The 22,312-nt window shown below is 34.2% G+C and carries 37 protein-coding genes and 1 other RNA gene; 33 read left to right on the top strand and 5 right to left on the bottom strand.

Going from position 1 to position 22,312, the window contains the following annotated elements:
• Positions 1-55: 55 nt before the first annotated feature.
• From comGA to ssrA, 10 genes are all read left to right on the top strand, one after another.
• The gene (gene comGA / locus AAA926_RS03005; protein ID WP_338211825.1) at positions 56-1,030 is read left to right on the top strand and encodes a competence type IV pilus ATPase ComGA; all 975 of its coding nucleotides are present in this window, start codon (positions 56-58) and stop codon (positions 1,028-1,030) included.
• Positions 996-2,000: a type II secretion system F family protein gene (locus AAA926_RS03000; protein WP_338211824.1), complete on the top strand. Its 1,005-nt coding sequence runs from the start codon at positions 996-998 to the stop codon at positions 1,998-2,000. The genes comGA and AAA926_RS03000 overlap by 35 nt, the downstream gene beginning before the upstream one ends.
• 9 nt (positions 2,001-2,009) lie before the next feature.
• Positions 2,010-2,348 (top strand): competence type IV pilus major pilin ComGC, encoded by a 339-nt coding sequence (gene comGC / locus AAA926_RS02995; protein WP_370466769.1) that lies wholly within the window; start codon positions 2,010-2,012, stop codon positions 2,346-2,348.
• Complete coding sequence (locus tag AAA926_RS02990; protein WP_198179502.1) at positions 2,338-2,760, top strand: pilus assembly FimT family protein; 423 nt, start codon at positions 2,338-2,340, stop codon at positions 2,758-2,760. The genes comGC and AAA926_RS02990 overlap by 11 nt, the downstream gene beginning before the upstream one ends.
• Positions 2,750-3,025, top strand: a complete 276-nt coding sequence (locus tag AAA926_RS02985; protein ID WP_338211823.1) for a hypothetical protein — start codon at positions 2,750-2,752, stop codon at positions 3,023-3,025. The genes AAA926_RS02990 and AAA926_RS02985 overlap by 11 nt, the downstream gene beginning before the upstream one ends.
• A 10-nt stretch (positions 3,026-3,035) precedes the next feature.
• Positions 3,036-3,518: a competence type IV pilus minor pilin ComGF gene (locus AAA926_RS02980; RefSeq protein WP_338211822.1), complete on the top strand. Its 483-nt coding sequence runs from the start codon at positions 3,036-3,038 to the stop codon at positions 3,516-3,518.
• 184 nt (positions 3,519-3,702) lie between these two features.
• Complete coding sequence (locus tag AAA926_RS02975) at positions 3,703-4,704, top strand: class I SAM-dependent methyltransferase (protein ID WP_198179496.1); 1,002 nt, start codon at positions 3,703-3,705, stop codon at positions 4,702-4,704.
• 43 nt (positions 4,705-4,747) lie between these two features.
• Positions 4,748-5,932 (top strand): acetate/propionate family kinase, encoded by a 1,185-nt coding sequence (locus tag AAA926_RS02970; RefSeq protein WP_198179494.1) that lies wholly within the window; start codon positions 4,748-4,750, stop codon positions 5,930-5,932.
• A 263-nt stretch (positions 5,933-6,195) separates the two neighbouring features.
• Positions 6,196-7,002, top strand: a complete 807-nt coding sequence (locus AAA926_RS02965) for a Cof-type HAD-IIB family hydrolase (RefSeq protein ID WP_198179492.1) — start codon at positions 6,196-6,198, stop codon at positions 7,000-7,002.
• Positions 7,003-7,072: 70 nt separating this feature from the next.
• Positions 7,073-7,438, top strand: a transfer-messenger RNA (tmRNA) gene (gene ssrA / locus AAA926_RS02960).
• A 70-nt stretch (positions 7,439-7,508) separates the two neighbouring features.
• On the opposite strand, the gene AAA926_RS02955 is transcribed toward ssrA, so the two are convergent.
• From AAA926_RS02955 to AAA926_RS02940, 4 genes are all read right to left on the bottom strand, one after another.
• Complete coding sequence (locus tag AAA926_RS02955) at positions 7,509-8,621, bottom strand: site-specific integrase (protein WP_338211821.1); 1,113 nt, start codon at positions 8,619-8,621, stop codon at positions 7,509-7,511.
• Between the two features lie 198 nt (positions 8,622-8,819).
• A complete protein-coding gene (locus AAA926_RS02950; RefSeq protein ID WP_338211820.1) occupies positions 8,820-9,530 on the bottom strand; it encodes a hypothetical protein in 711 nt (236 codons plus the stop codon).
• Between the two features lie 49 nt (positions 9,531-9,579).
• Positions 9,580-9,993: a M48 family metalloprotease gene (locus AAA926_RS02945; RefSeq protein WP_338211819.1), complete on the bottom strand. Its 414-nt coding sequence runs from the start codon at positions 9,991-9,993 to the stop codon at positions 9,580-9,582.
• A complete protein-coding gene (locus AAA926_RS02940; RefSeq protein WP_338211818.1) occupies positions 9,986-10,333 on the bottom strand; it encodes a helix-turn-helix domain-containing protein in 348 nt (115 codons plus the stop codon). The genes AAA926_RS02945 and AAA926_RS02940 overlap by 8 nt, the downstream gene beginning before the upstream one ends.
• A 273-nt stretch (positions 10,334-10,606) precedes the next feature.
• Here AAA926_RS02940 and AAA926_RS02935 point away from each other — a divergent pair, with 273 nt between their 5' ends.
• Positions 10,607-10,831: a transcriptional regulator gene (locus tag AAA926_RS02935; protein WP_338211817.1), complete on the top strand. Its 225-nt coding sequence runs from the start codon at positions 10,607-10,609 to the stop codon at positions 10,829-10,831.
• The gene (locus AAA926_RS02930; protein ID WP_338211816.1) at positions 10,831-11,067 is read left to right on the top strand and encodes a Thoeris anti-defense Tad2 family protein; all 237 of its coding nucleotides are present in this window, start codon (positions 10,831-10,833) and stop codon (positions 11,065-11,067) included. The genes AAA926_RS02935 and AAA926_RS02930 overlap by 1 nt, the downstream gene beginning before the upstream one ends.
• Here AAA926_RS02930 and AAA926_RS02925 read toward each other — a convergent pair.
• Positions 11,045-11,395 carry a hypothetical protein gene (locus AAA926_RS02925; protein ID WP_338211815.1) on the bottom strand — a complete coding sequence of 117 codons (351 nt, stop codon included), beginning with the start codon at positions 11,393-11,395 and terminating at the stop codon, positions 11,045-11,047. The genes AAA926_RS02930 and AAA926_RS02925 overlap by 23 nt on opposite strands.
• Positions 11,396-11,480: 85 nt before the next feature.
• Between AAA926_RS02925 and AAA926_RS02920 the strand changes: the two genes are divergently transcribed.
• The 21 genes from AAA926_RS02920 to AAA926_RS02820 all read left to right on the top strand — a co-directional run bounded on the left by AAA926_RS02920 (position 11,481) and on the right by AAA926_RS02820 (position 22,300).
• Positions 11,481-11,822, top strand: a complete 342-nt coding sequence (locus tag AAA926_RS02920; RefSeq protein WP_338211814.1) for a DUF771 domain-containing protein — start codon at positions 11,481-11,483, stop codon at positions 11,820-11,822.
• 19 nt (positions 11,823-11,841) lie between these two features.
• The gene (locus AAA926_RS02915) at positions 11,842-12,048 is read left to right on the top strand and encodes a hypothetical protein (protein ID WP_338211813.1); all 207 of its coding nucleotides are present in this window, start codon (positions 11,842-11,844) and stop codon (positions 12,046-12,048) included.
• 16 nt (positions 12,049-12,064) lie between these two features.
• Positions 12,065-12,364 carry a hypothetical protein gene (locus AAA926_RS02910; protein WP_338211812.1) on the top strand — a complete coding sequence of 100 codons (300 nt, stop codon included), beginning with the start codon at positions 12,065-12,067 and terminating at the stop codon, positions 12,362-12,364.
• The gene (locus tag AAA926_RS02905) at positions 12,364-13,275 is read left to right on the top strand and encodes a DUF1351 domain-containing protein (RefSeq protein WP_338211811.1); all 912 of its coding nucleotides are present in this window, start codon (positions 12,364-12,366) and stop codon (positions 13,273-13,275) included. Before AAA926_RS02910 ends, AAA926_RS02905 begins: the two co-directional genes overlap by 1 nt.
• Positions 13,275-14,108 carry an ERF family protein gene (locus tag AAA926_RS02900; RefSeq protein ID WP_338211810.1) on the top strand — a complete coding sequence of 278 codons (834 nt, stop codon included), beginning with the start codon at positions 13,275-13,277 and terminating at the stop codon, positions 14,106-14,108. The genes AAA926_RS02905 and AAA926_RS02900 overlap by 1 nt, the downstream gene beginning before the upstream one ends.
• Before the next feature lie 12 nt (positions 14,109-14,120).
• Positions 14,121-14,954 carry a conserved phage C-terminal domain-containing protein gene (locus tag AAA926_RS02895; RefSeq protein WP_338211809.1) on the top strand — a complete coding sequence of 278 codons (834 nt, stop codon included), beginning with the start codon at positions 14,121-14,123 and terminating at the stop codon, positions 14,952-14,954.
• A 15-nt stretch (positions 14,955-14,969) separates the two neighbouring features.
• Complete coding sequence (locus AAA926_RS02890) at positions 14,970-15,770, top strand: DnaA ATPase domain-containing protein (protein WP_338211808.1); 801 nt, start codon at positions 14,970-14,972, stop codon at positions 15,768-15,770.
• A gap of 13 nt (positions 15,771-15,783) precedes the next feature.
• Positions 15,784-15,972 carry a hypothetical protein gene (locus AAA926_RS02885; RefSeq protein ID WP_338211807.1) on the top strand — a complete coding sequence of 63 codons (189 nt, stop codon included), beginning with the start codon at positions 15,784-15,786 and terminating at the stop codon, positions 15,970-15,972.
• A complete protein-coding gene (locus AAA926_RS02880; protein ID WP_338211806.1) occupies positions 15,962-16,180 on the top strand; it encodes a hypothetical protein in 219 nt (72 codons plus the stop codon). The genes AAA926_RS02885 and AAA926_RS02880 overlap by 11 nt, the downstream gene beginning before the upstream one ends.
• A 12-nt stretch (positions 16,181-16,192) precedes the next feature.
• Positions 16,193-16,339 carry a hypothetical protein gene (locus AAA926_RS02875; protein ID WP_338211805.1) on the top strand — a complete coding sequence of 49 codons (147 nt, stop codon included), beginning with the start codon at positions 16,193-16,195 and terminating at the stop codon, positions 16,337-16,339.
• A gap of 11 nt (positions 16,340-16,350) precedes the next feature.
• Entirely contained in the window at positions 16,351-17,124 is a 774-nt protein-coding gene (locus AAA926_RS02870; RefSeq protein WP_338211804.1) for a phage antirepressor, read from the top strand.
• A gap of 2 nt (positions 17,125-17,126) precedes the next feature.
• Positions 17,127-17,615, top strand: coding sequence for a hypothetical protein (locus tag AAA926_RS02865; RefSeq protein WP_338211803.1), 489 nt, complete (start codon positions 17,127-17,129; stop codon positions 17,613-17,615).
• A gap of 13 nt (positions 17,616-17,628) precedes the next feature.
• Positions 17,629-17,817, top strand: a complete 189-nt coding sequence (locus tag AAA926_RS02860) for a hypothetical protein (RefSeq protein ID WP_338211802.1) — start codon at positions 17,629-17,631, stop codon at positions 17,815-17,817.
• On the top strand, positions 17,810-17,983 hold the full coding sequence (locus AAA926_RS02855) for a hypothetical protein (RefSeq protein ID WP_338211801.1): 174 nt from the start codon (positions 17,810-17,812) through the stop codon (positions 17,981-17,983). Before AAA926_RS02860 ends, AAA926_RS02855 begins: the two co-directional genes overlap by 8 nt.
• A 73-nt stretch (positions 17,984-18,056) precedes the next feature.
• On the top strand, positions 18,057-18,326 hold the full coding sequence (locus AAA926_RS02850) for a hypothetical protein (RefSeq protein ID WP_338211800.1): 270 nt from the start codon (positions 18,057-18,059) through the stop codon (positions 18,324-18,326).
• A 5-nt stretch (positions 18,327-18,331) separates the two neighbouring features.
• Positions 18,332-18,844 carry a RusA family crossover junction endodeoxyribonuclease gene (locus tag AAA926_RS02845; protein ID WP_338211799.1) on the top strand — a complete coding sequence of 171 codons (513 nt, stop codon included), beginning with the start codon at positions 18,332-18,334 and terminating at the stop codon, positions 18,842-18,844.
• On the top strand, positions 18,837-19,340 hold the full coding sequence (locus AAA926_RS02840) for a hypothetical protein (protein WP_338211798.1): 504 nt from the start codon (positions 18,837-18,839) through the stop codon (positions 19,338-19,340). Before AAA926_RS02845 ends, AAA926_RS02840 begins: the two co-directional genes overlap by 8 nt.
• Before the next feature lie 29 nt (positions 19,341-19,369).
• Entirely contained in the window at positions 19,370-19,873 is a 504-nt protein-coding gene (locus AAA926_RS02835; protein WP_338211797.1) for an ArpU family phage packaging/lysis transcriptional regulator, read from the top strand.
• 116 nt (positions 19,874-19,989) lie between these two features.
• Positions 19,990-20,520, top strand: coding sequence for a type II toxin-antitoxin system antitoxin SocA domain-containing protein (locus AAA926_RS02830; protein ID WP_338211796.1), 531 nt, complete (start codon positions 19,990-19,992; stop codon positions 20,518-20,520).
• A 66-nt stretch (positions 20,521-20,586) separates the two neighbouring features.
• Positions 20,587-20,883, top strand: a complete 297-nt coding sequence (locus AAA926_RS02825; protein WP_338211795.1) for a hypothetical protein — start codon at positions 20,587-20,589, stop codon at positions 20,881-20,883.
• 718 nt (positions 20,884-21,601) lie between these two features.
• Entirely contained in the window at positions 21,602-22,300 is a 699-nt protein-coding gene (locus AAA926_RS02820; RefSeq protein WP_338211794.1) for a hypothetical protein, read from the top strand.
• Positions 22,301-22,312: the final 12 nt, after the last annotated feature.

Genomic DNA, 22,312 nt, shown 5'->3' with positions numbered 1-22,312 from the left:
AAAAAGTTTGCTTTTTTGCGTAATTAATTATGGTCGCAAGGAAAGGAGGTTTTTTATGAAAATCAAAGAAGCTGCTAATTCTTTAATTGAAGACGCGATAAATGAGCATTCGAGTGACATTTTCTTTTTAATAGTTGGTGATAATTTGGTTGTTAAATTCCGCACAATAACAGGTTTAGAAAATCAGGCTGAATATTCTATAAATGAAGGCAAGGAAATTATCAATTTTTTGAAATTTGCTGCTCAAATGGATATTGCCGAACATCGTAGGCCACAGGTAGGAGCTTTTGAGTATCATTTTCATGATCAAATATATTATCTGCGTTTATCCAGTATTGGAGACTTTAATGACTGTGAATCACTGGTAATTAGAATTATTTATCAGATAAATACAGGTGAATATTTTTTTAATGAGCAAATAGAAATTCTGAAAACTTTGGCACAGCAAAGAGGTTTAATAGTCACCAGTGGTCCAACTGGCTCTGGTAAGTCTACAACTATGTATAACTTGGCAAAAATGATTGGGCAAAACCAGATGGTCATGACAATTGAAGATCCAGTGGAAATACATGAAATAAATTTTTTGCAAACGCAGGTTAATCTCACAGCAGAAATTACATATTCCAAATTGCTTGAGGCAGCATTACGTCATAGACCAGATATTTTAATAATTGGTGAAATCAGAAATGCAATAACGGCCAGGCTTGCAGTAGATGCGGCTTTAAGTGGTCATCTTGTTTTAGCAACTGTCCATGCTAAGAGTACTCTGCAGACCATTTCGAGATTAGAAAGTCTACAGATTAACACGGCAGATCTTTATAACTGCCTGACCGCGGTCAGTTATCAACGACTATTACCAACTGATAAGGGTTTTGCCTGCTTAATGGACATTGATAGTGGCCGCCGATTACAAGCGGACATAAGCAAGCATAAGCGAGGTGATTATGTTAATTGGCATCACAATATGGTCACGTTAAGGGAGAGGAATAAAATTAGTGAACAAGTCTTTGAAAAATTTCAGGCAGGATAAATTATCAAATAAAGAGCGCTTAGAATTTCTTGAATATTTGCAAAATAGTTTGTCAAATGGTTTTTCATTAAATACGAGTTTGGAAATGATGCCAATAATATGGCCTAAAAAGAAGATTTTATTTAATAGGTTAAGTAAAAGAATTAGGTCTGGAAAGAAACTAAGTTCTGAAATGTTGAATTTGGGTTTTTCCAAGACTATTGCTACTCAGATTGAGCTATCAATGGTACAGGGAAACCTAATTGAATGTTTAACCCAAATTGCGACTCTTACTCGTTTGAAACAGGAGCAAATAAAAAAGTTGAAATCTGAAATGACATACCCTTTCATTTTAGTGTTAATGATGATTTTTCTTCTGTTATTTATGCAAACTTTTGTATCTAATCAGTTTGCTGAATCTGGCGAACATACTGGAGACTACCTGTTATTGCTTTTATTAATTTTGAGTTTAAGTTTAGTTTATTTCATGTGTAGAATGATTTTCTTATTGAGAAAACAAGATTATCGCTCTTTGAAGAGACTTAGTAGCTTTCCAATTGTTGGGCCGTTAATTCAAATTTATGTGAAATATATCTTGATCTATGACACCGGACTACTACTGGCTAGTGGCTTTTCCTTGCAAAAGATTTGTGACTATTCAGCTATGCAAGTTAAGGGATCTTTACAGCAATATGTAGGAAAAAAGGTTGGAAAACAGCTGGCTAAGGGGATGAATCCTGAAGAAATCATAGAAAAAGAGCAATTTTTGCCTAATGAAATTTTATTGCTATTAAAAGCCGGATCAACAAGAGATGACTTGAGTAAGAAGTTTTTATTATTAGGACGTTCTTTTTTTAACGATCTAACACAAAAAATAGAAAAACTAATAGTAAATGTTCAACCCATTTGTTTTATTTTAATTGGTTTATGCATTATTGGATTATATTTGAAACTTTTATTGCCAATGTATGCAATGATGCAGGAAATATAGGAGGAAAAAGTGAAAAACATCATAACAAAATCTACAACTGATAAACGTAAGGTAAAAGGTTTTACTTTGATTGAAATGGTAGTAGTGGTTGCAATCATAGTGATGCTGCTTATAATCATTGCACCAAATTTAACTAAGCAGAAAAATAGTGCAAATGAAAGGACTAATGATGCTTTTAAAACAACCTTGCAAACTCAAGCTACACTTTATGAGGATGATAAAGACCGTAATGGTAAAGAAATTAACTTTCAAAATATGTTTGATGATGGCTACTTAACGAAGAAACAATTCTCAAAGTCTAAAAACTATACGGTTACTGATGGTGTAGTTGAAAGAAATGCTAAATAAGTCTAAGTTACAGGGTTTTACTCTAGTTGAAATGGTTGTTACCCTCACTATTACGCTTGGTTTAGCCGGTTTAGGTGCTATAAAAATAAATGAATATAGAGAAAAACTAATACTGGAAAATACAGTTAAAGAAATTAAGAGCTCTATTGAACATGCAGCAAGAAGATCAGCTATACAAAATCGCACAAGTATAGTCAGATATTATCCTCCGTCAAAAAAATTGATAATTATTGGTGGAAAAAAGCCGCAGATAATAAAAATGAAACCGCAAATAAGTATAAGTAACTTAAGTCTATTAAAAATTTCAATTAGTGGCTCGTTACCGCCTCACACAATTACTGTTACTAACCATCAATACACAAGAAGAGTGAAGTTGCAAATGACCTGGGGACGAGCAATTGATGATAAATAAGAAAAAAAGCGGTTTTATGATGGCAGAGAGTATGGTCGGTTTAATGATTGCATTAGTTAGTGTTACAACTTTAGCATTAACTATTAGAGAAAGTAGAGTAATCGAACGCAGAATAGAGCAAAAAACTGACCGAACATATGCTTGGAGTGTTTTGAAAAAGCATGGAATTAAAAGAATATTAATCCACGATCATATTTATAAACTTTATGGTAATAATAGCATTTATGATGAATCAGAAAGAAAGATATACAAAATTAAATACTAAAGGTTTTATTTTGGCAGAAGCTGTATTTGCAGTCTTTGTGACGATATTAGTAGTTCTCATTTTACAAAATTTAGTAAAAAGTCTTACTCTAGCAAATAAAGTTCAGCATCGAACAGATGACGTTGTATTTTCTTATGTGCAGCTCAACCGGTTTATTAAAGAGAAACAAAATGAAAGAATATATACTTTACCAGAGCGATCCAATTCTGAAAAGGCAGTTTTTAAAAAGAGCGATGCGCAGGGAAAAGATACAATATATCGTTTGACACAATATAAAAAGATGTTGCGCGTTACTACTCCTGAAGGCGGACACATGCCGCTATTATTAAATGTAAATAAGTCTAGTTTTACCACTGCAAATAGATTGTTGAAAATAAAAGTTACGGAAGCAGATGGCAGAACATCAGAGTTGTATTTTAAATTTGGCTCTAGACCAAAGAATAAAGAGAAGGAATTAAATGATCAAAAGCAAAAGCATAAGACTAAAAGCTAATGCGTTTCTGAGCAGTATTCTGGTATTAATCACTTGTTTAATTTTTATTCAATTTTATCTGGATATTTATCAAGAGAGTATGGAAAATGATTTTTTATTAATTGAATATTTAATTAATGATTGATTCTCTTGCTCTAATTACCTTTTTTCTATTAAAATGTTTAAGAGATAAGGGGAATAAGCAATGGATAAAATTGAAAAACTGTTTAATGATTTCTTAGACTGTGTTAACTGTTTACAAGAGGCATTAAATGTCTCGTTTGGAGATGCTCTGACGGAAACTTTTGATAACCTTGAAAATAATCAAATTAAGGTTGAGCTGGGTGCTCCCGATAAAAAAGCTGTTCAAGAATTGAGTCAAAAATATGCAAAATTAAATTATAATAAACTTTCCAATAAATTAAAGCTGCAGATTTTTACCTATTTAACTTTAAAAGCGGTTAATGAGGATGGATTGGATGTCAATCAAATGCCAACACCGCCTGCGATTTCAACAGTAATTGCAATGTTTATGTTAAAACTTTTACCAAAAGAAAAATTGACAATTGTTGATCCTGCAATTGGAACTGGGAATTTATTATTTTCTGTAATCAGTCAGTTAAAAAGTGCTAATCACTCAAAGTCTAATTTTGAACTTTATGGTATTGACAATGATGAAGAAATGTTAAGTTTTGCTGATATTGAAGCTCATTTGAATGATATTAATATTGAAATGTTTTGCCAGGATGCTTTAACTCCATGGATGTTTAAAAGCCCTGATGTTGTAGTAAGCGATTTGCCAGTTGGCTATTATCCACTTGATAAAAATGCTAAAAATTTTGCTACCAAATCTGAAAATGGTCACTCGCTTGCTCACCTTTTATTTATTGAACAGATCATTAAAAATCTTAAAGCCGGTGGCTATGCTTTCCTGATAGTGCCTCAAAATATTTTGTCTGGCAAGGGTGGTAGTGACTTTATGCCATGGCTAAGTGATAAGGTTTTTTTGCGTGCAATAATTGAGTTACCTGATAGTGCCTTTCAGAATAAATTTAATCAAAAATCAATTTTAGTTTTTCAAAATCATGGAAAAAATGCCAGAAATAGTGAAGTTTTTCTCACAAAGTTAGACTCATTTAAGAGTGAACAGGACCTAATAAAGCTTAATGTCAAACTAAATGAGTGGTATACTAAAAACATTAATTGATTTGTGAAATTTATAAAGTCATGTTTATGGAGGAATTAGATTTATGAAAAAAGTTTTAGCAATCAACTCAGGCAGTTCTTCATTTAAATATAAGTTGTTTGCGTTACCTGAAGAAAAGGTCTTAGCTAGTGGACTTGCTGACAGAGTTGGTATTGATGGCTCTTCCTTTGAAATTGAATTGGCTAATGGTGAAAAACACACTGAGGATGTGGCAATTCCAGATCAGGAAACTGCTGTTAATTTGCTGCTTAAGGCTTTAAAAGAATATCATGTGATTAGCGATTTGAGTGAAATTGTAGGGGTTGGTCATAGAATAGTTGCGGGAGGAGAAGACTTTAAAGATTCTGCTCTAATTGATAAGAAAAATCTACAAAAAGTTTATGATTTGAAGGAATATGCACCACTTCATAATCCAGCTGAAGGTAAAGGTATTGAAGCCTTTATGAAATTACTGCCTGGTGTTCCAGAAGTAGGCGTTTTTGATACTTCATTCCATCAGACTTTGGATCCCGTACATTATATGTACTCAATTCCCTATCAATATTATGAAAAATATGGTGTGCGCAAGTATGGTGCTCATGGCACTTCCGTTCGTTATATTGTTGGTCGTGCTGCTCAAATGCTTGGTAAGGATGCCAAAGATTTGAGACTGATTGTTTGTCACCTTGGTTCAGGAGCTTCAATTACTGCAGTTAAAGATGGCAAATCTTTTGATACATCTATGGGCTTCACTCCATTAGCTGGCATTACGATGGGTACTCGCTCAGGTGACGTTGACCCGTCTGTTTTGCAATATATCATGAATAAAGATCATATTGATATTAACGAAATGATTGACATTTTAAATGATAAGTCTGGTCTGCTGGGAATTTCTGAAATTTCTTCTGATATGCGAGACCTAGAGAATAATTCTGATAAAAAAGCTGATCTTGCAAGAGCTATTTTTGTAAATCGTGTCATCCAATATATTGGTTCTTATATGGTGGAAATGAAAGGTGCAGACGCGATTATTTTCACCGCTGGTGTAGGGGAGCATGATTCAGGTATTCGTGAAAATGTTATGAAATCCTTTGAATTCATCGGCTTAAAGCCAGACTTAGAAGCTAATAAATCCAATGGCGAGAAGTTTATTACTAAACCAGATTCAAAGATCAAAGCTCTAATTATTCCAACTGATGAAGAATTGATGATTGAACGTGATGTTGTTCGATTAGCACATTTAGATTAATATATTTAGAAAAATATATGGACCGTTAAGAAAGTTTCTTAACGGTTTTTCTTTTGCTTTGAAAATGAGCTAATATGCGGTAGATTTGCTGATCTTAGAAGTGACTTAGTTATAGAATTTACATATTTTGTGTTAACAGTTAACATAAATAAATGTTTAAAATCGTTTAGATATACAATTTTTTATTTTTAAAATTTCTGTATAATGAAAAGTAAGCTTAGAAGCCACGATATATAATAACTAACTGTTAGAAAGAAACATAAATGATTAAATTAGTAGCTGTTGATGTTGATGATACTTTATTAAATAGTCAAGGTAAGATTCTAGAATCTTCTCGAGAAGCAATTACAAAAGCAATTAGCAAAAATGTTAAAGTGGTCTTATGTTCAGGAAGACCCTATGCTGGAGTTAAAAAATTCATTGATGAATTAGCGTTGAATAACAATAATCAATATGTAATAACTTTTAATGGTGCCGTAATTGAAACAGGGTTGCACGTAAAATTACTTGAGAAATGTTTGTCTGCAAAAACTTATGAAGCAATTGACAAATTTAGTCAGAAAAACAAAGTTTTTTATAATATTGTGAATGCTGACAGTCAAATTATTACCAGCAATTTGAATGTGGGTAGAATAACAGTAACGCAGGCATGGGAAAACAATGCCGGATTATTGATTAGGAAACCACAAGATTTATCAAGTAATGAAACTGTTATCAAAGCCGTTTTTGGCGATGAAAAAGAAAAACTAGATAAAATTGAAGCTGAAGTTAAGCATGTTTTTGGTCAAGATAATTATGTTGTCAGAGCAGCCGTTAATTTTTTAGAAGTAATGCATGCCAATGTTAATAAAGGTATTGCATTACAGTACTTAGCACAAAAGTTAAATTACAAAACGGAAGAAATAATGGCAATTGGGGATGAACGAAATGACATACCAATGTTTCAAGTAGCTGGAACTTCAGTAGTCATGGATAATGGTTCTGCAGAAGCAAAAAAACAAGCTGACTTTGAAACTGCATCGAATGATCAAGATGGTATAGCCTTGGCTTTTGAAAAATTTGTTTTTTGATAAATAAGAAAGGATTTTATAATATTAGGCAAGTTTGCTATATTATGCTATAATTGTTTTTACCCAAAGCGGGGGTGTTTTGGGATTCGACAGGCGTAGATTCGCATTGACTGCGGTTCGTAGGTCACGTCTACGTAAAAACGTCACAGTTTTATAACTGCAAATAAAGAAAATTCTTACGCATTAGCTGCCTAATTTAGGCGCATGTGTTGCTTGTTTTCGGATTACTCACGTCTGAATTCAAGTATCAACTTAGTGAGTTACGTTTAACTACCTCATCTGAATAGTTAAAAAGAGTCATTCCAGGTTAGCTAGTCCATACTAGCCCTGTTATATGGCGTTTTGGACTAGTGAAGTTCAAATAATATAACTATGATCGTAGATGTCAGTGACGGAATGCGTTTGGACAGGGGTTCAATTCCCCTCACCTCCATAAATAAAAGCCTCTAACCATTGTGGTTAAAGGCTTTTTATGTATTGATGTTCGCCAAATGCTCGCTGAAGTGCTATATTTCATCCAGCACTTTGACAATTTGACTATCAGATTTCTGTTTAAGTTCATCCAGCATGTAAGCATATGTATTAGCTGTAATACTCATATTTGAATGACCTAATCTCTTAGAAATAGAGTATAGATCTACTCCCTTAAATAAAAGCAATGCTACATGAGTATGTCTTAGGCTGTGGAAATGGAAACCTTTCTTCTTAATTCCTAATTTCTCTAATTGTTTTCGTAAAACTTTATTAACTGCATTTGAAGTAGGAATGGTACCTGCACTATCAATAAATAATCTTTGATGATTATTTACTTTTAATTGTTTTAATATGTCTAATAGTTTCTGATCAACTTTGATTACTCTAGTTGAAGTTTTATTTTTGGTTTCTTTATTAATCTCATTAGAATCATAATTAATAATTTTATTATTATCATAATCCCAAGACTTGGTTATATGTATTTCAAGATGATTAAAGTCTATATCGTCCCAAGTTAAAACTCTTATTTCTCCTGGTCTCATGCCAGTGTAGATAATTGTTAATAGCATATATCGACTGACATATGATGGCTTAATATCTTTAAGTAACAGAGTCTTTAATTGCTGAACTTGCTTAAAATTGAGATATTCTATTTTTCTTGTTTTGTCTTCGTTCCAAGTTAAATTAATTCTATCAGTGAAATTAATTCTAACTAAGCCATCACTTACAGCATCCTTTACGCAGCTTCTAATTGTACCGTTAGTTTTCTGAACTGTATCTTTTGCATGATTTTTACCATAAGCATTAAGAAAGTCCTGATATTTATTACGGGACATTTTTGATAACTTAGTTTTGCCAAAGGTTTCTTTTAAAAGCAGGTAAATATGGGCGTATCTACTTTTTGTGTTATTCGATTTTCCTGGAGCTTTGTAACGTTTATACCATTCCTCAAAATAATCTGCAAAAATTGGATCTTGATCTGATATTAGGTTTTTGTCTTTAGCTACTTCAAATTCATTAGCCCATTTTTTGGCTTGCATTTTTGTTGCAAAGCCACTTTTAGTCTTATATTTACGTTTATTTTGCTCATCATACCAAGATACCTGTGCCTGCCAAGATTTACCACGCTTTTTAATATAAGCCATTTTAAATTTTATCTCCTATGCTATAATAGGGTATGCAAAAGGGCATAACCCTGTTGTGATATTAAGCTATTAAGAACTAGTTTTCCAAGCAGATTCTTAATAGCTTTTTTTGTTTTGTATTCGTTTGTAACTATTATTTTTGTCTTCTTTGTAAATCACATTAGATTTGTCGATTATTTAATGGACAATGTGTTTTCTTTAGAATCTAAATTTTTTACCACAGTTCATACAAATCATATCTACCTTTTTGGTATTTTTACCTGCAAATCCTGCTATAGCACCAAGTCCTCCAGATAATGCTGTACCAGCAACAGCTTTACCAACAGAAAAGCCTTTACGATGTTGACCTACGGCTTGAACATTTGTTGATCTGCATTTTGGACAATGTGGTTGTCGCATGGAGTTTATAACAGATCCTATCATGCTTGTAACTTTTACAGCCTTTTCTAACTTGCTTGTTTTTTCTTCTTGTACTGATTGTTCGGTAACGTTAGCTGTTTCGTCAGTCTGACTGCTATAAGTATTGTTTTCTGATTTGAGCTCTTGGTTAGCATTATCCACGGCTTCAGGCTCAGGTTCAGAAATAGGTCCTACATTTTTAGGAGCAGAGGTAACAACAGCTTCTTTTTTAACTATCTCGGACTGCTGTCTTAATTGATTTAAAGTTTTCTGGTGTTCAATGGAATCTTTTAGCTTTTGTTGTTCAATTAAATTTTTGGCTTCTTTGAAAGGTAATCTCCCTTTATCAAGTTCAACCTTTACAGTATCTTTTATGCCCAAAGGTAATTTATAGCCTAGTGCTTTGATTAAATAGTTATTGTCATCAGAACATATTTTTTCTTTACCAACGGAATATCCTTGATTATTGAAAGATAGTTTTTGACCACATATTGCACATGTCTTGCTCATAATATTCCTCCTAAATTAAGTTTTATGTATTATAACGTTTTCATTGAGATTAGAATACTAGATCATCATTTTCTTTAAACAGTCTGTACACATCGAATTTCATACGATAAGGGATGCCAAACTGTTCCATAAAAATGCCAGGCTCATCAAATGTTTCAAACTGACTGGATGCATACTTGTATATTAGATTAAGCGAATATAGATCAGCCTTACGTTCCACAGATGTAATCGGACTGCCACAATAGTATTCAATATCATTATTAGTATCGCCATTCATGATGTGACCAATTTCGTGACCGATAATGAATGGAAGTTCATTCTGTTTTTTCCAGTTTGTATTAATAATAATTGTTTTTTTAGTTTTATCTGCTAGTGAATTATATTCTTCGCAGGTGCTAATTAATAGAACACCGATATCGTGATCAAAAGCAAAAATAAAAAGATATCTAATTAAATCATTCACGCCTTTTGCCCCTTTCAATATCGGAGTCCATTAGTTTTTTAATAATATCTAGATAATCATCTGGAATAGGACGACCACGATAAGATAACAATTCATCGTTTTCTATATCAATAGCTGAATGACCTTTGTTAGAAGAAGGAGAAGGATCATCAGTATTTCCTAGTAAGTAGTCTACTGAAGTGTGTAATACATTAGCAACCTTTTTTAAGTTTTCCATTCCCGGCTTACTAGTTTTCCAACTGTATATAGAGTTCTTTCCTAAACCAGCTTTATCATTAACTTGCGCAAGCGTTAAATGTTTTTGTGCGCATAATTTTTTAACAATTTCAAATGTATTCATATCAAGGTAACTCCAGTCCTTGACAAATTAAATTAGAAAATTTCCGTATTTTAGTTGACAAAATTAGGAAATATTAGTAATATGTAATTGTCAATTGAATTATTTAAACTTTTGTATAAACAAAAAAGTATTGAATTAGTGGGGATAGCCAGTTCAATTGCTTTATTTATTATGTCTTCATATTAGGATATTTCCTAATATATGTCAACAAAATTTAGTAATTTATTGACAAAATTATTTACATTTTTGTTTTTAGGAAGAAGGGAGTGAGCTATGTTGCCAGCAGAGCAGGCCTTAGCGGAAGCAAAGTTAAAGATTTTTAGTGACATCAAAATTGAAATGATACGACAAGGGTATACAGTTTCAAGTTTGGCAGATCTATTAAATGTTAATAGACCGACACTTAGCTATGCAATTCATGGTGGAACCACACCACGTGATATATCAGTTAGGAAAAAAGTATATAAGGTGTTAGGGATGGAGGAAAAAATTAGCTAATGGATATTAGAGACGCAGCACTTAAGGCACAAAAATTAGGTCGAGGTATTGCCAGAAAAAGTGATGGTCCACGACCAGCAGTTTTTATCTGCACCAACTTAACTAAGGGAATTTTTATTATTCCCAAAAGTGATCCTAACAGAGCTTATGCAGGATGGATGCCGACTTTGGAAGACTTAATTGCAACTGATTGGTATGTAATGGGCGACCAAATTAAGGAATTATCAAATTTTTAATTTTAGTTGCATAGTCAAGAACGATATCAATTTTATCTTTGAAAGACATTTGTAACATTGCGACCGCATCAGTTGTAAGAGTTATATCCAAATAACCACCTAATACTGGATGTCCTTTTAAAAGACCTTTGTCAATTAGTTCCTCGACGGTGTAATCGGTGTCTTCTTTAGACCATTCAGGCATTAATCGGTGAATTGATTCTGAATTTCCAAATAAAACAGCTGATCGTTTGGGTGAGTTGTCTTTTAGACGAGAAAGATATTCTTTATACATTGAACTAATTAAGAATTTAGCGTCATTGGTCAAATTATAATCGTCTATTTTCATATAATCATCTCCTTTAAGGATGATTATATCAAGAAAATTTAAAACAATTAAATGTATTTATATTATTTAAAGGAGCGGATAAATAATGATGAAAGTATTAGATTTGCCAATACCTGTTGAGTCTTTGGCAAGTTTAGTTGATCAAATTATGGAAAAGCGGGGTTACGTCCCCGCAGAGTCCTTAGTAGGAAAAACAATAAAAATGAAAGAGTTTTCCGAAAAATACTGCGGTAAGAAAGCTCCAAACTGGATTAGGTTATTCATTTTTGATGAATTTCCAGAAGTTAACGTGAAAAACGGTGGATGGGTGGTTAATCCAAGGAGAACGGAAGAGGGCAGCAAAACTATTATTTTTGAAAAGCCAGCTGCTGAGTGGATGGACAAACATCGAGGTGAAATAGATTGGAACGCAAAATTACCGCAATAGTAGAAAGGACATTAGAAAAATGGCAGCACATATTATGCATATGTTTCGGCACTTATCCGAAAAGCAAAGGATTGTTAATCGCATCATTGCTTCTAGCAATTGCTGGGCTGGTATCAACGATTTACGTGCTAAGTATACCGCCCTTTCTGCCAGGGACGATTTAAAACACAAAAAAACCCGACAAAAATCGGGTATGTATTCAATGAAAGCATATAAAGAATACTAAGGAGATTATAACACAAATGGAGTGTATAGGTACAGAGGCTAATGGTGGCTTAGCTACCTATGGTGAGTATGGCTGTGACTACAGCACGGCTAGGGACTTTGTCGTAGCGCAGGCTTTTCTAATGAATGACCTCAAAAAATATACTGAAGCAGTTGGCTACTCGCCAAAGAATCCCAGAGGAATGCAAACATACGAGGATATGTTGCAAGACTTTTCTGATTGGTGGGATGATCCTGACGGTGAATGGTGGTACGAAGTAGCAATGTTCTATTTTGAAGGTCATGAAATAACTGACAAAGAAAGAGAGGCACTGTGATGGTTGATAACCCAAAATTAAAAAAGGAACAAGAAATAATTGCACTAGGTAGTAAGCAATATGGCATTGCCTTTACTCCTGCAAAAATAGATTTTCCTGAATACGAAAAAATGAAAAGCAGTGTTGATGCCATTAACACTGAATTTATGAAATACGATGTTGATACCAACAACTTTAAGTCAGCTAAAGAAGCAAGAGCAAGACTTAATAAACTAGCCAAAGCACTAAATGACAAGAAGATAGACATTGTCAAAGAAGCTGACAAGCCAGTCTTGATCTTCAAAAAGCAAATTAAAGCCCTACTGGATGAAATAAGTCAGGCTTCCGATCACATTGGTAATCAGATTAAAGTGTTTGAAGACAATGCTAAGAAACAGCGTGAAGCAAATATTAATGCTGATATTAATAAGCGTTGCAAAGAGGTTGGAGTTGATCCATCAAAAATTGAAATTAATCAGCAATGGTACAACAAATCGGAACCTTATGCCACGTTTGAAAAAGAAGTTAATCAGCAAATTGATCTTTTAACCAAAGAAAAAGAGCAATTAGCGGAGAATATCAAAGTTGTTACTGCTAAAGCGGATGAATTAGGGCTACCTTATCAACATTGGGTTGAGCAGTTAAATAATTCCTCTCTAAGCAATGTTTTAAGCGAAATGGATAATTATGCCAAAGAAGTAGAAAAAGCCGCTGAACGTGAGAAAAAGCCTAAAACCGAGGCAAACAAAAACATTGTTGAGAAGAACGGTAAAGCTATTGATAAGAACACTGGTGAAGTTATAGCTGACTATCACATAGCCTACCTGATTACTAAAAAGGCAAGAATTAAGCTAGGCGGTACCAACTACCAATTTAACCAATTGATGCAATACCTTAAAGATATGGGGTTCAAAATTGAGAAGGTGAACTAATGGAGTTTATTGGAGATGAACAGAACCGTGCTACTTGGAATAAGCATTTTATTCAGGTTAAAAGCAAGATAAAACAGCCTAAGCGAACTAAAAACGTTAAAGTGGCTACCAGAAAAGGTAGCTCTTACAGTTACAGCTACGCTGACCTTGCAGATGTTGATAAAGCAGTGATGGACGCTTGTAGAGCTGTTAAAGACAAAGATGGCAATGTTGTGTTTGCTTACTACTTCGACATTGACAACAGCAATGATGGCGTATGTGTTCAAACAGTAATGGTCGATACATCAGGAGCACAAATGATAACAGATAAGATTTGGTTTAGCAACACTAACAGTGGTGATGCACAACAGACGGCAGGCTTAATCAGCTACGCAAAAAGATACAGCCTAAGTGCTGCCTTTGGAATTGCTAGTGAAGAAGATGACGATGCTCGTAACCTTAAACCACAAGATAATCGGAAACGTGTAATGGTATTAGATGTTGATGAGCTTAACAGTTTCAAGGTTAACGTCCTGGGCAAAAGCTATTTGCTAAAAGATATCTGGAATGACTACATAGAAAATCAAGATCGTGAGACGTTGCAATGGTTAATGGATCAGAAAGACCCTCAAACATTGCAGGCAATCAAACAATTTAATGATCAGTACAAAATGAAACAGCTTTTAGATAAAGCAAAAGAAAAAAAGATAAAAAAAGCCCAGGAAGCAGAGCCAGCTGATGAAAAAGAAACTGGTACAAAAGAGGAAACTGAGACAGAAAAAAACAACGAAATTAAGAAATTAGTTGATGGTGATACTACTGATGACGAAACACAGACACTTAATCTCTTTTAGGAGGATTTTAACATGGTGCGTTTAATTAAAAAAGATAATGGCAATTACACCAATACTAATAATCAGCTAGTAAGAGATGACGATTTAACCTGGAAAGCTAGAGGAATTTTTAATTACCTTTGGAGTCAAGCGAATGAATGGCAGTTTTATATGAAAGAAATAGCCAGTCACTCAAAAGATGGAGAAAAGGCTCTGCAATCAGGACTACAAGAGTTAGAAGAGCATGGCTATTTGAAAAGAGTTAATCGTCATTCAAAAAATGGCAGTTTCGATGGTTTGGATTGGATCCTAGATGATACAGGTAGACTTAACCGTCAAGCACAAAACAGCGTTAACGGTAAAATGTCGACAAATCCGCCAAAAAACCGCCAAAACACGCCTGACGTAAAAAGCGCTCAGCGTGAAAAGCGTCCAGCGCAAAACCTCCGACTAAGTAATAACAATAATAAGAATTATCAATATAAAGAAATATCAAATAAAAGAAATAATGGTTCAGCTAAAACAGAACCTAGCACTATCCACAAAGATGTCATTGATTATCTTAATGACAAAATTGGAGCAAGGTATAAAGCAAGCTCTGCTATTAACAAACGACTAATTGATGCACGAGTGAAAGAGGGCTACACATTAGACGATTTCAAGCGAGTAATAGACAACAAGGTGTTCAGTTGGTCGCAAGACCAGAAAATGAGCAAATATCTGCGACCCCAGACATTGTTTGGCACGAAGTTTGAGAGCTACCTGAATGAACGAGCGCCCAGTGTGCCAGCACATGCAAGCTTTGGAGTAGAAGCCTACGCAAACGGGACAATGGATGGTGTGGATGAAGATGACCTACCCTTTTAGGCAATTGGAGGAGCTATGAAAATAAATGGCAAAGCAGTAAATATAATTGCACATCGCACAAGAAAAACTGATCAGATTTGTCCTAAACACCATGTGCACCTGGTTTACTTAGACGGCTTTAAAAAAATGAAGCCTTTCTGCGAGCAATGTCAATACGAGAAAAATCAGGCTCAATTAAAAAAGATGGCACAGAACTTAAGGACAAACCAAACTAGAGGCTATCTTAAGCGGAAATCGTTAGTCGATAGGGATGAAGTGTTTAATTACACCTTTAAAAATTTTAAAGCCCAGCCTAAAACTTTTGAGTACTTGGCTAAAAGCAGTGCACATGATATTGCTAAAGATTACTTAAGAAACCCAGATGCAAAAGGTAACTGTATCTTTTACGGCAATGCAGGATCAGGAAAAACACATCTTGCTATGGCAATCCTTAATGCAGTTAACGATAATGCAGATCCAATGGTTAGGTGTTTGTTTATCAGCGTTAACAAGCTAATTCGAGAGATGAAAAACTGGTTTCAGGATAAAACTGGTATCTGGTCGCCTAAGCACGTAACTGATGTTGTCAGTAAAGCTAACCTGGTTGTCCTTGATGATTTAGGAGCAGAGAGTGCCAACAATATGGCTACTAGCTTTGTGCAGGATACCATATTCGATATTTACGAGAGTAATCAGCGAATTATTACAACGACAAATTTGAGTTTGGATGAATTATACAGAACATATCACTCACGGCTAGTTAGTCGGATGCAAGAAAGCGATAGACGCAAGGTTATCGACTTTTCAAAAATAGCAGATAAAAGACCGAGAATTTAGGGAGAAATACAAAATGGAAGAATATACTAATTTAAATTTAAACGCTGATATAACTGGCATGCTTGATATTGTAATTAGCGATTTAAAAGAAATCAAAAGTGATATTAAAACCGGAAGGCATGAAGAAGATATACCACTTTTACTCAAAAGGTCACAAGTACTACTTAACTCATTAAATATTAAAAATGATGATGAAGATTAAGAAGACAGAAATAGCTACCGATTGGAATAGCATCTATAACCAGATGTTCCAAAAGCGAGCAGTAGAGAGATTTAACTATGACATTGTCAACGGTATTGGAGCCTTTGACAGAAAAGAAAAAGAACAACTAAAAGAATTACATCAATTCTTCGTGGAATTTGAACAAAAGAATTGTAACAACAAGTTACCAGTAATATTTATTAATTAAGGAGAAGCAAAAATGGAACAAATTTTAGAATCAGATTACATGGAAAACCAGCAATATTGGGACACAGTTGCCAGACAAAACGGTGGATTAGAAATATGCAGTGATTATAACGGACAACCTATTTACACCATAGGCAGACATCCTGATGTTTGGTATTAAGGAGTCCAAAAATGCAAAATATTCAGTTATTTAGATTTGAAAATCACAAAGTCAGAACGCTGACTATTGATGATGAGCCTTATTTTGTGGCTAAAGATGTAGCGACCATTCTTGGTTACAAAAAATCAAGAAATGCTATTGCTAATCATGTTGATGATTTTGACAAAAAGGACGCCCCAATTCAGGGCCCCCTTGGTGGAACGCAGAAAGTAACGATTATCAATGAGTCGGGACTCTATAGCCTGATACTTAGTAGCAAATTACCCAATGCTAAAAAATTCAAGCGGTGGGTTACCAGTGAAGTTTTACCGACAATTAGAAAAAATGGCGCTTATCTGACAGACCAGAAAGCTATTGACATTACTACTAACAAAGAAGGATTGGCTAGTTTGTTAAAGCAAGCAGCCGATCAACTAGAGCAAAAGGATATACAAATCAAGAAAATGCAGCCTAAAGCCTTATTTGCGGATACTGTTTCAGCAAGTGACGACACGATTTTAATTGGCGAATTGGCAAAGATATTAAGAGGCAAAGGTATTCAAATAGGACAAAACCGGTTATTCGATTGGTTAAGAGAGAACGGCTACTTAATTAGTCGCAGAGGTAGCGACCGTAATATGCCTACCCAACGTTCAATGGAATTAGGATTGTTTCAAATTAAAGAAACAGTGATTAACCATGCTGATGGCATTCCCTCGATTAGGAAGACCCCTAAGGTTACGGGGATAGGGCAACAATACTTTATTGACAAGTTTATGAATAGAGAAGAACAAGTAGAGGTATAAAAATGAACGGCAAAAAAATAACATTTAACGGTGACTTGGACAACTTTAAAACTAAGGATAAGGGCGTGACTATCCAGATTAAGACAACGACAGACAATCTATCGCTAGACAAGCTTAACGACATTGCTGACGGAAAGATCACGGTATATCTAGAGTCAAGTCAACTTGAATTAATCGAAGAATTAGATGGTGAATTTGAAGTTAGCGACATAGCAATGCTAGACAAGTTACACAGGATAGATGCTAATGGTCAACGAGAGACCAAATACACGGTAACAACTAACGATGGCAGTGTCTATGGCCTAACAGAAGACTTGTATGAAAACCTCAAGCAGCAAATGCCGGATGAGCCTGAAGAGCCAGTGGATATTGATGATGTCTCAGCAGATAGCAACTTTGAACCCGAAGACGATAACAACGATGACGGAGAAAAGATAGATCTGTTTGAAGTTAACCCTAAAACTAAAAAGATAGAGCAGGTTACACAGTAAGGCGGCAAATACCATGTGTGAATATTGCCAATATGGCTCAAACCTATTATGGTCTGCTGATTCGACCGTTAAGATTGATGCGGCAAAATGTCAATTGATACTGGTTGAAGAGACTTATTACGATCATTTAATAATTAGAGATAGTCAAAAGATTAACTATTGCCCAGTTTGTGGCAGAAAGTTGGAGGTTCAAAATGGCTGAAAACGTATATTGTCAAACATGTAAACGTGACCTATCCGGTGAAGATGGTGTTATTGTTTTTGACTCTGACATTTTCTGCAGTCCCGAATGTTTAATTCAGAATTTGAAAAATTATGAAGACTTAGAAGAAATGACAGTCGATGAATATTTGAGAGAGTTTAATTAAAACAAATGAGCAAAGAAATATATTGCTCAACATTTTGAATTTACACGATATCAATTTTAGCTGAGGTAAAAAAATGAAAAGAGTAATTGCATACAATCAGACAAAAGAGTTATGGCTAAGTAACATCATTACTGATAACTATACCAAAACAAGAAAGCCAGTTTTTGAAGATATTAAAAATGGTGGGATGATATTCTCATCTAAAAAAGAAGCTTTAAGAAAAACAAATAATTTAGCTACCTGTGAAAATGATGAATGGCAATTTGAAAATTATGTAAGTCCAATAAATCATGACTCAGTTTTTGCTAAAGAAATAAATTCTATTCGAAAAAGTAAAATTTAGGCCAAATGATGCAACATGATAAATCAAACTATCATAGCGTAGTATTTGGCATCCTGGGTGATCCACAAGGTAAGGCTAGGCCAAGATTTGCTCGTAGGGGCAGGCTCGTTAGCACATATACACCGTCTACAACACAGAAGTATGAAGAGCTGATAAGATACAGTGCTTTGCGAGTAAGACAGAAAAATGGCATTAAGAAGCCTATCTCAGCTGACATTAGCTTGGGTATCAAGGCATATTTTAAAATACCTAAAACATATTCTAAAAAGCGCAAAGAAAGGTGCCTTAATGGCAAAGAGAGACCGAGCAAGAAGCCTGACAGCGACAATATCGCAAAAATCGTCTTAGATGGACTTAATCCAAAGATGAAAGTGGATCATGCGCAACATAAGGCAGTATGTGTCCACGAGGGACTATATCGGGACGATAAGCAGGTGGTGTCGCTCAAGGTGGACAAGTATTACTCTGACAAACCAAGAGTGGAGATAACAGCGATTTGGAGTGATCAAGGTGGCTAATATACCTTATAACATTATCCATGAAATAGAAGCTAAATACGGCACGCTAGCAATACCAGATAATAATCCGTTAATGATAAAATTGCACAAAGCAACAGGAGCAGAACCTCGTTTAAAAATGAAGACAAGTGCAACTGGTCAGCAGTTTACACCACACTATTATGATGATGAAGTTATCAGGCTGACTAAGATGGGCTATTCTGTAGGTGAGATTGCTACAAAATTAGGCCACACTAGATCAACAATAAACAAGATATTGCTTTACTATAAAATTAAGCCTAGGGATATATTTAAGGGCAAATACGATGATGTTTATATCGTTAATTTAAGCAATTTAAAATATTGGGGAATTGTAGCAAAGAATACTGAAGTAGCTAAGAGGAAGACTCACCATGAGTTTATCGTGAAAAAATATCATTGGTGCGATATAAAGCCCAGTGAAAAGTACATGGTAGCTGGGAATGACACTGAAGTTTTTGTAAAGAAATTAAAGTAAGGTTGATAGTAATGATTGGAGTTGTTCAATTGAGTTTTTTTAAAAGCACCAAAATTGATACAGTCAGAACAGCGCAGAACGTCAAAGACTTTTTTGAGCATGACTTTGACCATTATTTGAACCTTTCGGGCAAACATCGCTCGGATTTGTCCAGCCCTAAAATGGATATTACGGGCATTACAGCACACAATGGCATTAATCATCAGGACGAAAGTATGGCAGTTAATATTGATGCAGATAACTGTGTATTGGCAGTTGATCACACCATTAGCAGTTGCAGTAATTCAGGCGACAAGCCTTACGGAACTATTCTTTACTTGTCTTACATCAAAAATATTAGCAATTATGCTATAGCTCAACGATTAGGTTATCAAACGACACGATATTATGAGCTAAAAAATAGGGCTTTAGTTGAGTTTGCGGAACGAATGGAACTATACCGGAAGAGAGATCATACTTCGATTGAAGACCTAAGAATTTTTGAAGATGAGCCAACTGAAAATTTCCAAAAGCGGACAATGAGCGAAGAATGAGCGAAGTCCGAGCGAAGTGTTTACGCTATATTATGGTAGTGTCAAAAGATTAGGAGAAATAAGCTATGGAAAATAATCTATGATGTCGATATCCCAGAATTAAAGGTACCTAAAATATGAAAGCAGCAAAATTTGTTTTTGACAACGTAATAGATTTAGCTGGGTATGTTAAAAATAGACTGGATAATCCCACACCGCTGAAAATTCAAAAAACTTTGTATTTTTTGTGGGCTTTTTATTCAGCTACATACGGCAATATTCATTACAGTCCAGATGATCAAAGCGAGTTTGACCTGCAAGATGGTGCCTATCCTCCAGAGCTGTTTGAGCCTGATTTTGAAGCATGGAGATACGGTCCAGTCATAAATAAAGTGTATGCGGCTTATAAAGGCGATAAAATTAAGAAACTAAATTCAAACGAAATTCAAGATAGAATTTCTACTGGTGAATTTGAAAAGAAAGAAATAATCTTATTTATAAAAAATTTAGTGGATCAGATTAACGAGGTTAATGATTTTGGATTAATTCAAAGGTCAAGGCAAGATAGTGCTTGGCAAGATGCGTATTTAACCAATGGCAAAATGAGTGCTAAAAAGATTAAAGCTGATTACATTAATTACTTGTTGGAAAATTTGAAATCAGAGTAAAACGGAGAATTGTCGGAGTTTCAAGGTGCTATATTGGTAGTGTCGAAAGATTAGGAGAAATAAGCTATGGAATATTATAATGATGAATTAGTTAAAAATTTGACAGACTTAATTAAAGATCATGACAAGAAAGTATTAATTGCAAGTATTGCTAATAAGCAGAAGAAAGAAAAAGAGCAATCAGGAGACATGATGAGCGTTTCTGATGTGTCAAAAAAGGTTGTTGATTTCTCTGGCATAGCAATGGACTTTTGCAAGAAAGCTTTAGAAGCACAAATGGAGAGACCAGAAAGCATTGATCCTTCTAGATTGTCAGCAATAACAAACCTTTATAAAGCTGTTTACAGTGCATGGTTTAAATAATAGACGTCCGAAACGACGTTAAACTAAAAACTGTATAAATAATTTAGCTAGTCTCCTATCCATTCAGTTAATAAACTGGTGTGAGAATTACGGCAATATTTGTAACTGGGTCCCGATACCAGTGCCGTAATAGACCGGCTTAAATAAAAAACGCTGTTTTTAAACGTTTGTCACAAAGTAATTAAGTGATAAATACCAAAAATGGCGTTTTTTGTGTTTTAGGGTGAATTTTTGGTGCTGTAAATGACCAAAATAGCACTTTTTGCAATTTAGTTTAAGAAATTTTGAAAATAATGATTTATAGGCACCAATTAGGTGCTTTTTTTATTGCTCAATAAAAGGGGGTGATGAGTATTGAAAGATAAGTTAACTGTTAAGCAACGTAAATTTGCTGCGATGATGGATTCCTGTAACCGCTATTGCTGTACCGGATAGAATTGGTTCGACTCCAATCGCAGCGTAGTGTAATGGATCTAGGCAAGTTCGAATCCTGCAGCACTTTATATTCTTAATAGTTATAGGAATTCGTAAGAGTACCTTTTTATATTAAGCAAAATTTTTAAATATTAGTGAAAAAATCACATTGTTAATAAATACAGCTATAATTGTAAAACTGTTAATTATATGATACACTTTAATAAACAAGCGATTTTGTACAATCTGCTTAAGAAAATTATAAATTTTAATTGTGAATTATAATTCACAGAAAGGTACTTAAATGAAAAATGATTTTGACAATACTAAATCAGCTAGTGAATTAGTGGATGAATATTTTAGTCATGTTAATAAAGCTATTTTGAATAGGTGCACATATATAGGATATAAACAAATTAATGGATTAACTAAAGATAAAAATTCTTTTTTGTGTGAATTATTAAAGTTGGATTATTTTAGAAATAAGAATGTTAAACCAGAATTGAAAAATCTTGCTGTAGAATTTATGATAATTAAAGCCTGTAAACAGGGTGCATTACCGTTTACTACGAAATATGTAGAAAATTATAAGAAAACAGGTAATAATTTGAGACTTTTTTCGTCAGATAACAGAGCAATTTTAACTGTTAATCAAGTTAGTGACACTAATAGAAGTAGTCGAAATGCTAAGTTTAGAATAAATTTAAGACATAAATATAATAATCAATTGAGTTTATTTGATACAAATTCTTCTATTGCTGATACAAGTATGCTAGAATTGTATTTTGAATTAACGCATGGCTATCAAAGTGAGAAACCTCAGTTTGTTGTTTTAGGAATTCCGGATTCTAAGGGTAAGTGGATTACAAAAGAAAATATTTCAAGCGTTTTTGAGCGTTATACAGATATTGAACGTGAAGAGATTAGTACAGTTACTAACGAAATATCTAAATTCAATAAAGATGATTTTGGGTTATTCATAGAAAATAAACAGAAAAGTTAATTAGTTAGGAAA

Source organism: Lactobacillus juensis (genome assembly GCF_036246285.1).
Lineage (GTDB): Bacteria > Bacillota > Bacilli > Lactobacillales > Lactobacillaceae > Lactobacillus > Lactobacillus juensis.
The sequence above is the reverse complement of the archived record's forward strand: the minus strand, read 5'-3'. Positions and strand labels throughout refer to the sequence as shown.

What these genes read in the sequence shown, in the direction of transcription:
- AAA926_RS02955 (WP_338211821.1), bottom strand. Translation starts at nt 8,621, where the DNA reads ATGGCTTATATTAAAAAGCGTGGTAAATCTTGGCAGGCACAGGTATCT.
- AAA926_RS02820 (WP_338211794.1), top strand. Translation starts at nt 21,602, where the DNA reads ATGAAAAATGATTTTGACAATACTAAATCAGCTAGTGAATTAGTGGAT.
- AAA926_RS02860 (WP_338211802.1), top strand. Translation starts at nt 17,629, where the DNA reads ATGTGTGAATATTGCCAATATGGCTCAAACCTATTATGGTCTGCTGAT.
- AAA926_RS02930 (WP_338211816.1), top strand. Translation starts at nt 10,831, where the DNA reads ATGGATATTAGAGACGCAGCACTTAAGGCACAAAAATTAGGTCGAGGT.
- AAA926_RS02865 (WP_338211803.1), top strand. Translation starts at nt 17,127, where the DNA reads ATGAACGGCAAAAAAATAACATTTAACGGTGACTTGGACAACTTTAAA.
- AAA926_RS02895 (WP_338211809.1), top strand. Translation starts at nt 14,121, where the DNA reads ATGGTGCGTTTAATTAAAAAAGATAATGGCAATTACACCAATACTAAT.
- AAA926_RS02935 (WP_338211817.1), top strand. Translation starts at nt 10,607, where the DNA reads ATGTTGCCAGCAGAGCAGGCCTTAGCGGAAGCAAAGTTAAAGATTTTT.
- AAA926_RS02985 (WP_338211823.1), top strand. Translation starts at nt 2,750, where the DNA reads ATGATAAATAAGAAAAAAAGCGGTTTTATGATGGCAGAGAGTATGGTC.
- AAA926_RS02950 (WP_338211820.1), bottom strand. Translation starts at nt 9,530, where the DNA reads ATGAGCAAGACATGTGCAATATGTGGTCAAAAACTATCTTTCAATAAT.
- AAA926_RS02825 (WP_338211795.1), top strand. Translation starts at nt 20,587, where the DNA reads ATGGAATATTATAATGATGAATTAGTTAAAAATTTGACAGACTTAATT.
- AAA926_RS02970 (WP_198179494.1), top strand. Translation starts at nt 4,748, where the DNA reads ATGAAAAAAGTTTTAGCAATCAACTCAGGCAGTTCTTCATTTAAATAT.
- comGA (WP_338211825.1), top strand. Translation starts at nt 56, where the DNA reads ATGAAAATCAAAGAAGCTGCTAATTCTTTAATTGAAGACGCGATAAAT.
- AAA926_RS02915 (WP_338211813.1), top strand. Translation starts at nt 11,842, where the DNA reads ATGGCAGCACATATTATGCATATGTTTCGGCACTTATCCGAAAAGCAA.
- AAA926_RS02855 (WP_338211801.1), top strand. Translation starts at nt 17,810, where the DNA reads ATGGCTGAAAACGTATATTGTCAAACATGTAAACGTGACCTATCCGGT.
- AAA926_RS02885 (WP_338211807.1), top strand. Translation starts at nt 15,784, where the DNA reads ATGGAAGAATATACTAATTTAAATTTAAACGCTGATATAACTGGCATG.
- AAA926_RS02920 (WP_338211814.1), top strand. Translation starts at nt 11,481, where the DNA reads ATGATGAAAGTATTAGATTTGCCAATACCTGTTGAGTCTTTGGCAAGT.
- AAA926_RS02830 (WP_338211796.1), top strand. Translation starts at nt 19,990, where the DNA reads ATGAAAGCAGCAAAATTTGTTTTTGACAACGTAATAGATTTAGCTGGG.
- AAA926_RS02965 (WP_198179492.1), top strand. Translation starts at nt 6,196, where the DNA reads ATGATTAAATTAGTAGCTGTTGATGTTGATGATACTTTATTAAATAGT.
- AAA926_RS02850 (WP_338211800.1), top strand. Translation starts at nt 18,057, where the DNA reads ATGAAAAGAGTAATTGCATACAATCAGACAAAAGAGTTATGGCTAAGT.
- AAA926_RS02870 (WP_338211804.1), top strand. Translation starts at nt 16,351, where the DNA reads ATGCAAAATATTCAGTTATTTAGATTTGAAAATCACAAAGTCAGAACG.
- AAA926_RS02905 (WP_338211811.1), top strand. Translation starts at nt 12,364, where the DNA reads ATGGTTGATAACCCAAAATTAAAAAAGGAACAAGAAATAATTGCACTA.
- AAA926_RS02975 (WP_198179496.1), top strand. Translation starts at nt 3,703, where the DNA reads ATGGATAAAATTGAAAAACTGTTTAATGATTTCTTAGACTGTGTTAAC.
- AAA926_RS02910 (WP_338211812.1), top strand. Translation starts at nt 12,065, where the DNA reads ATGGAGTGTATAGGTACAGAGGCTAATGGTGGCTTAGCTACCTATGGT.
- AAA926_RS02940 (WP_338211818.1), bottom strand. Translation starts at nt 10,333, where the DNA reads ATGAATACATTTGAAATTGTTAAAAAATTATGCGCACAAAAACATTTA.
- AAA926_RS02845 (WP_338211799.1), top strand. Translation starts at nt 18,332, where the DNA reads ATGATGCAACATGATAAATCAAACTATCATAGCGTAGTATTTGGCATC.
- AAA926_RS02890 (WP_338211808.1), top strand. Translation starts at nt 14,970, where the DNA reads ATGAAAATAAATGGCAAAGCAGTAAATATAATTGCACATCGCACAAGA.
- AAA926_RS02875 (WP_338211805.1), top strand. Translation starts at nt 16,193, where the DNA reads ATGGAACAAATTTTAGAATCAGATTACATGGAAAACCAGCAATATTGG.
- AAA926_RS02880 (WP_338211806.1), top strand. Translation starts at nt 15,962, where the DNA reads ATGAAGATTAAGAAGACAGAAATAGCTACCGATTGGAATAGCATCTAT.
- AAA926_RS02990 (WP_198179502.1), top strand. Translation starts at nt 2,338, where the DNA reads ATGCTAAATAAGTCTAAGTTACAGGGTTTTACTCTAGTTGAAATGGTT.
- AAA926_RS02925 (WP_338211815.1), bottom strand. Translation starts at nt 11,395, where the DNA reads ATGAAAATAGACGATTATAATTTGACCAATGACGCTAAATTCTTAATT.
- AAA926_RS02900 (WP_338211810.1), top strand. Translation starts at nt 13,275, where the DNA reads ATGGAGTTTATTGGAGATGAACAGAACCGTGCTACTTGGAATAAGCAT.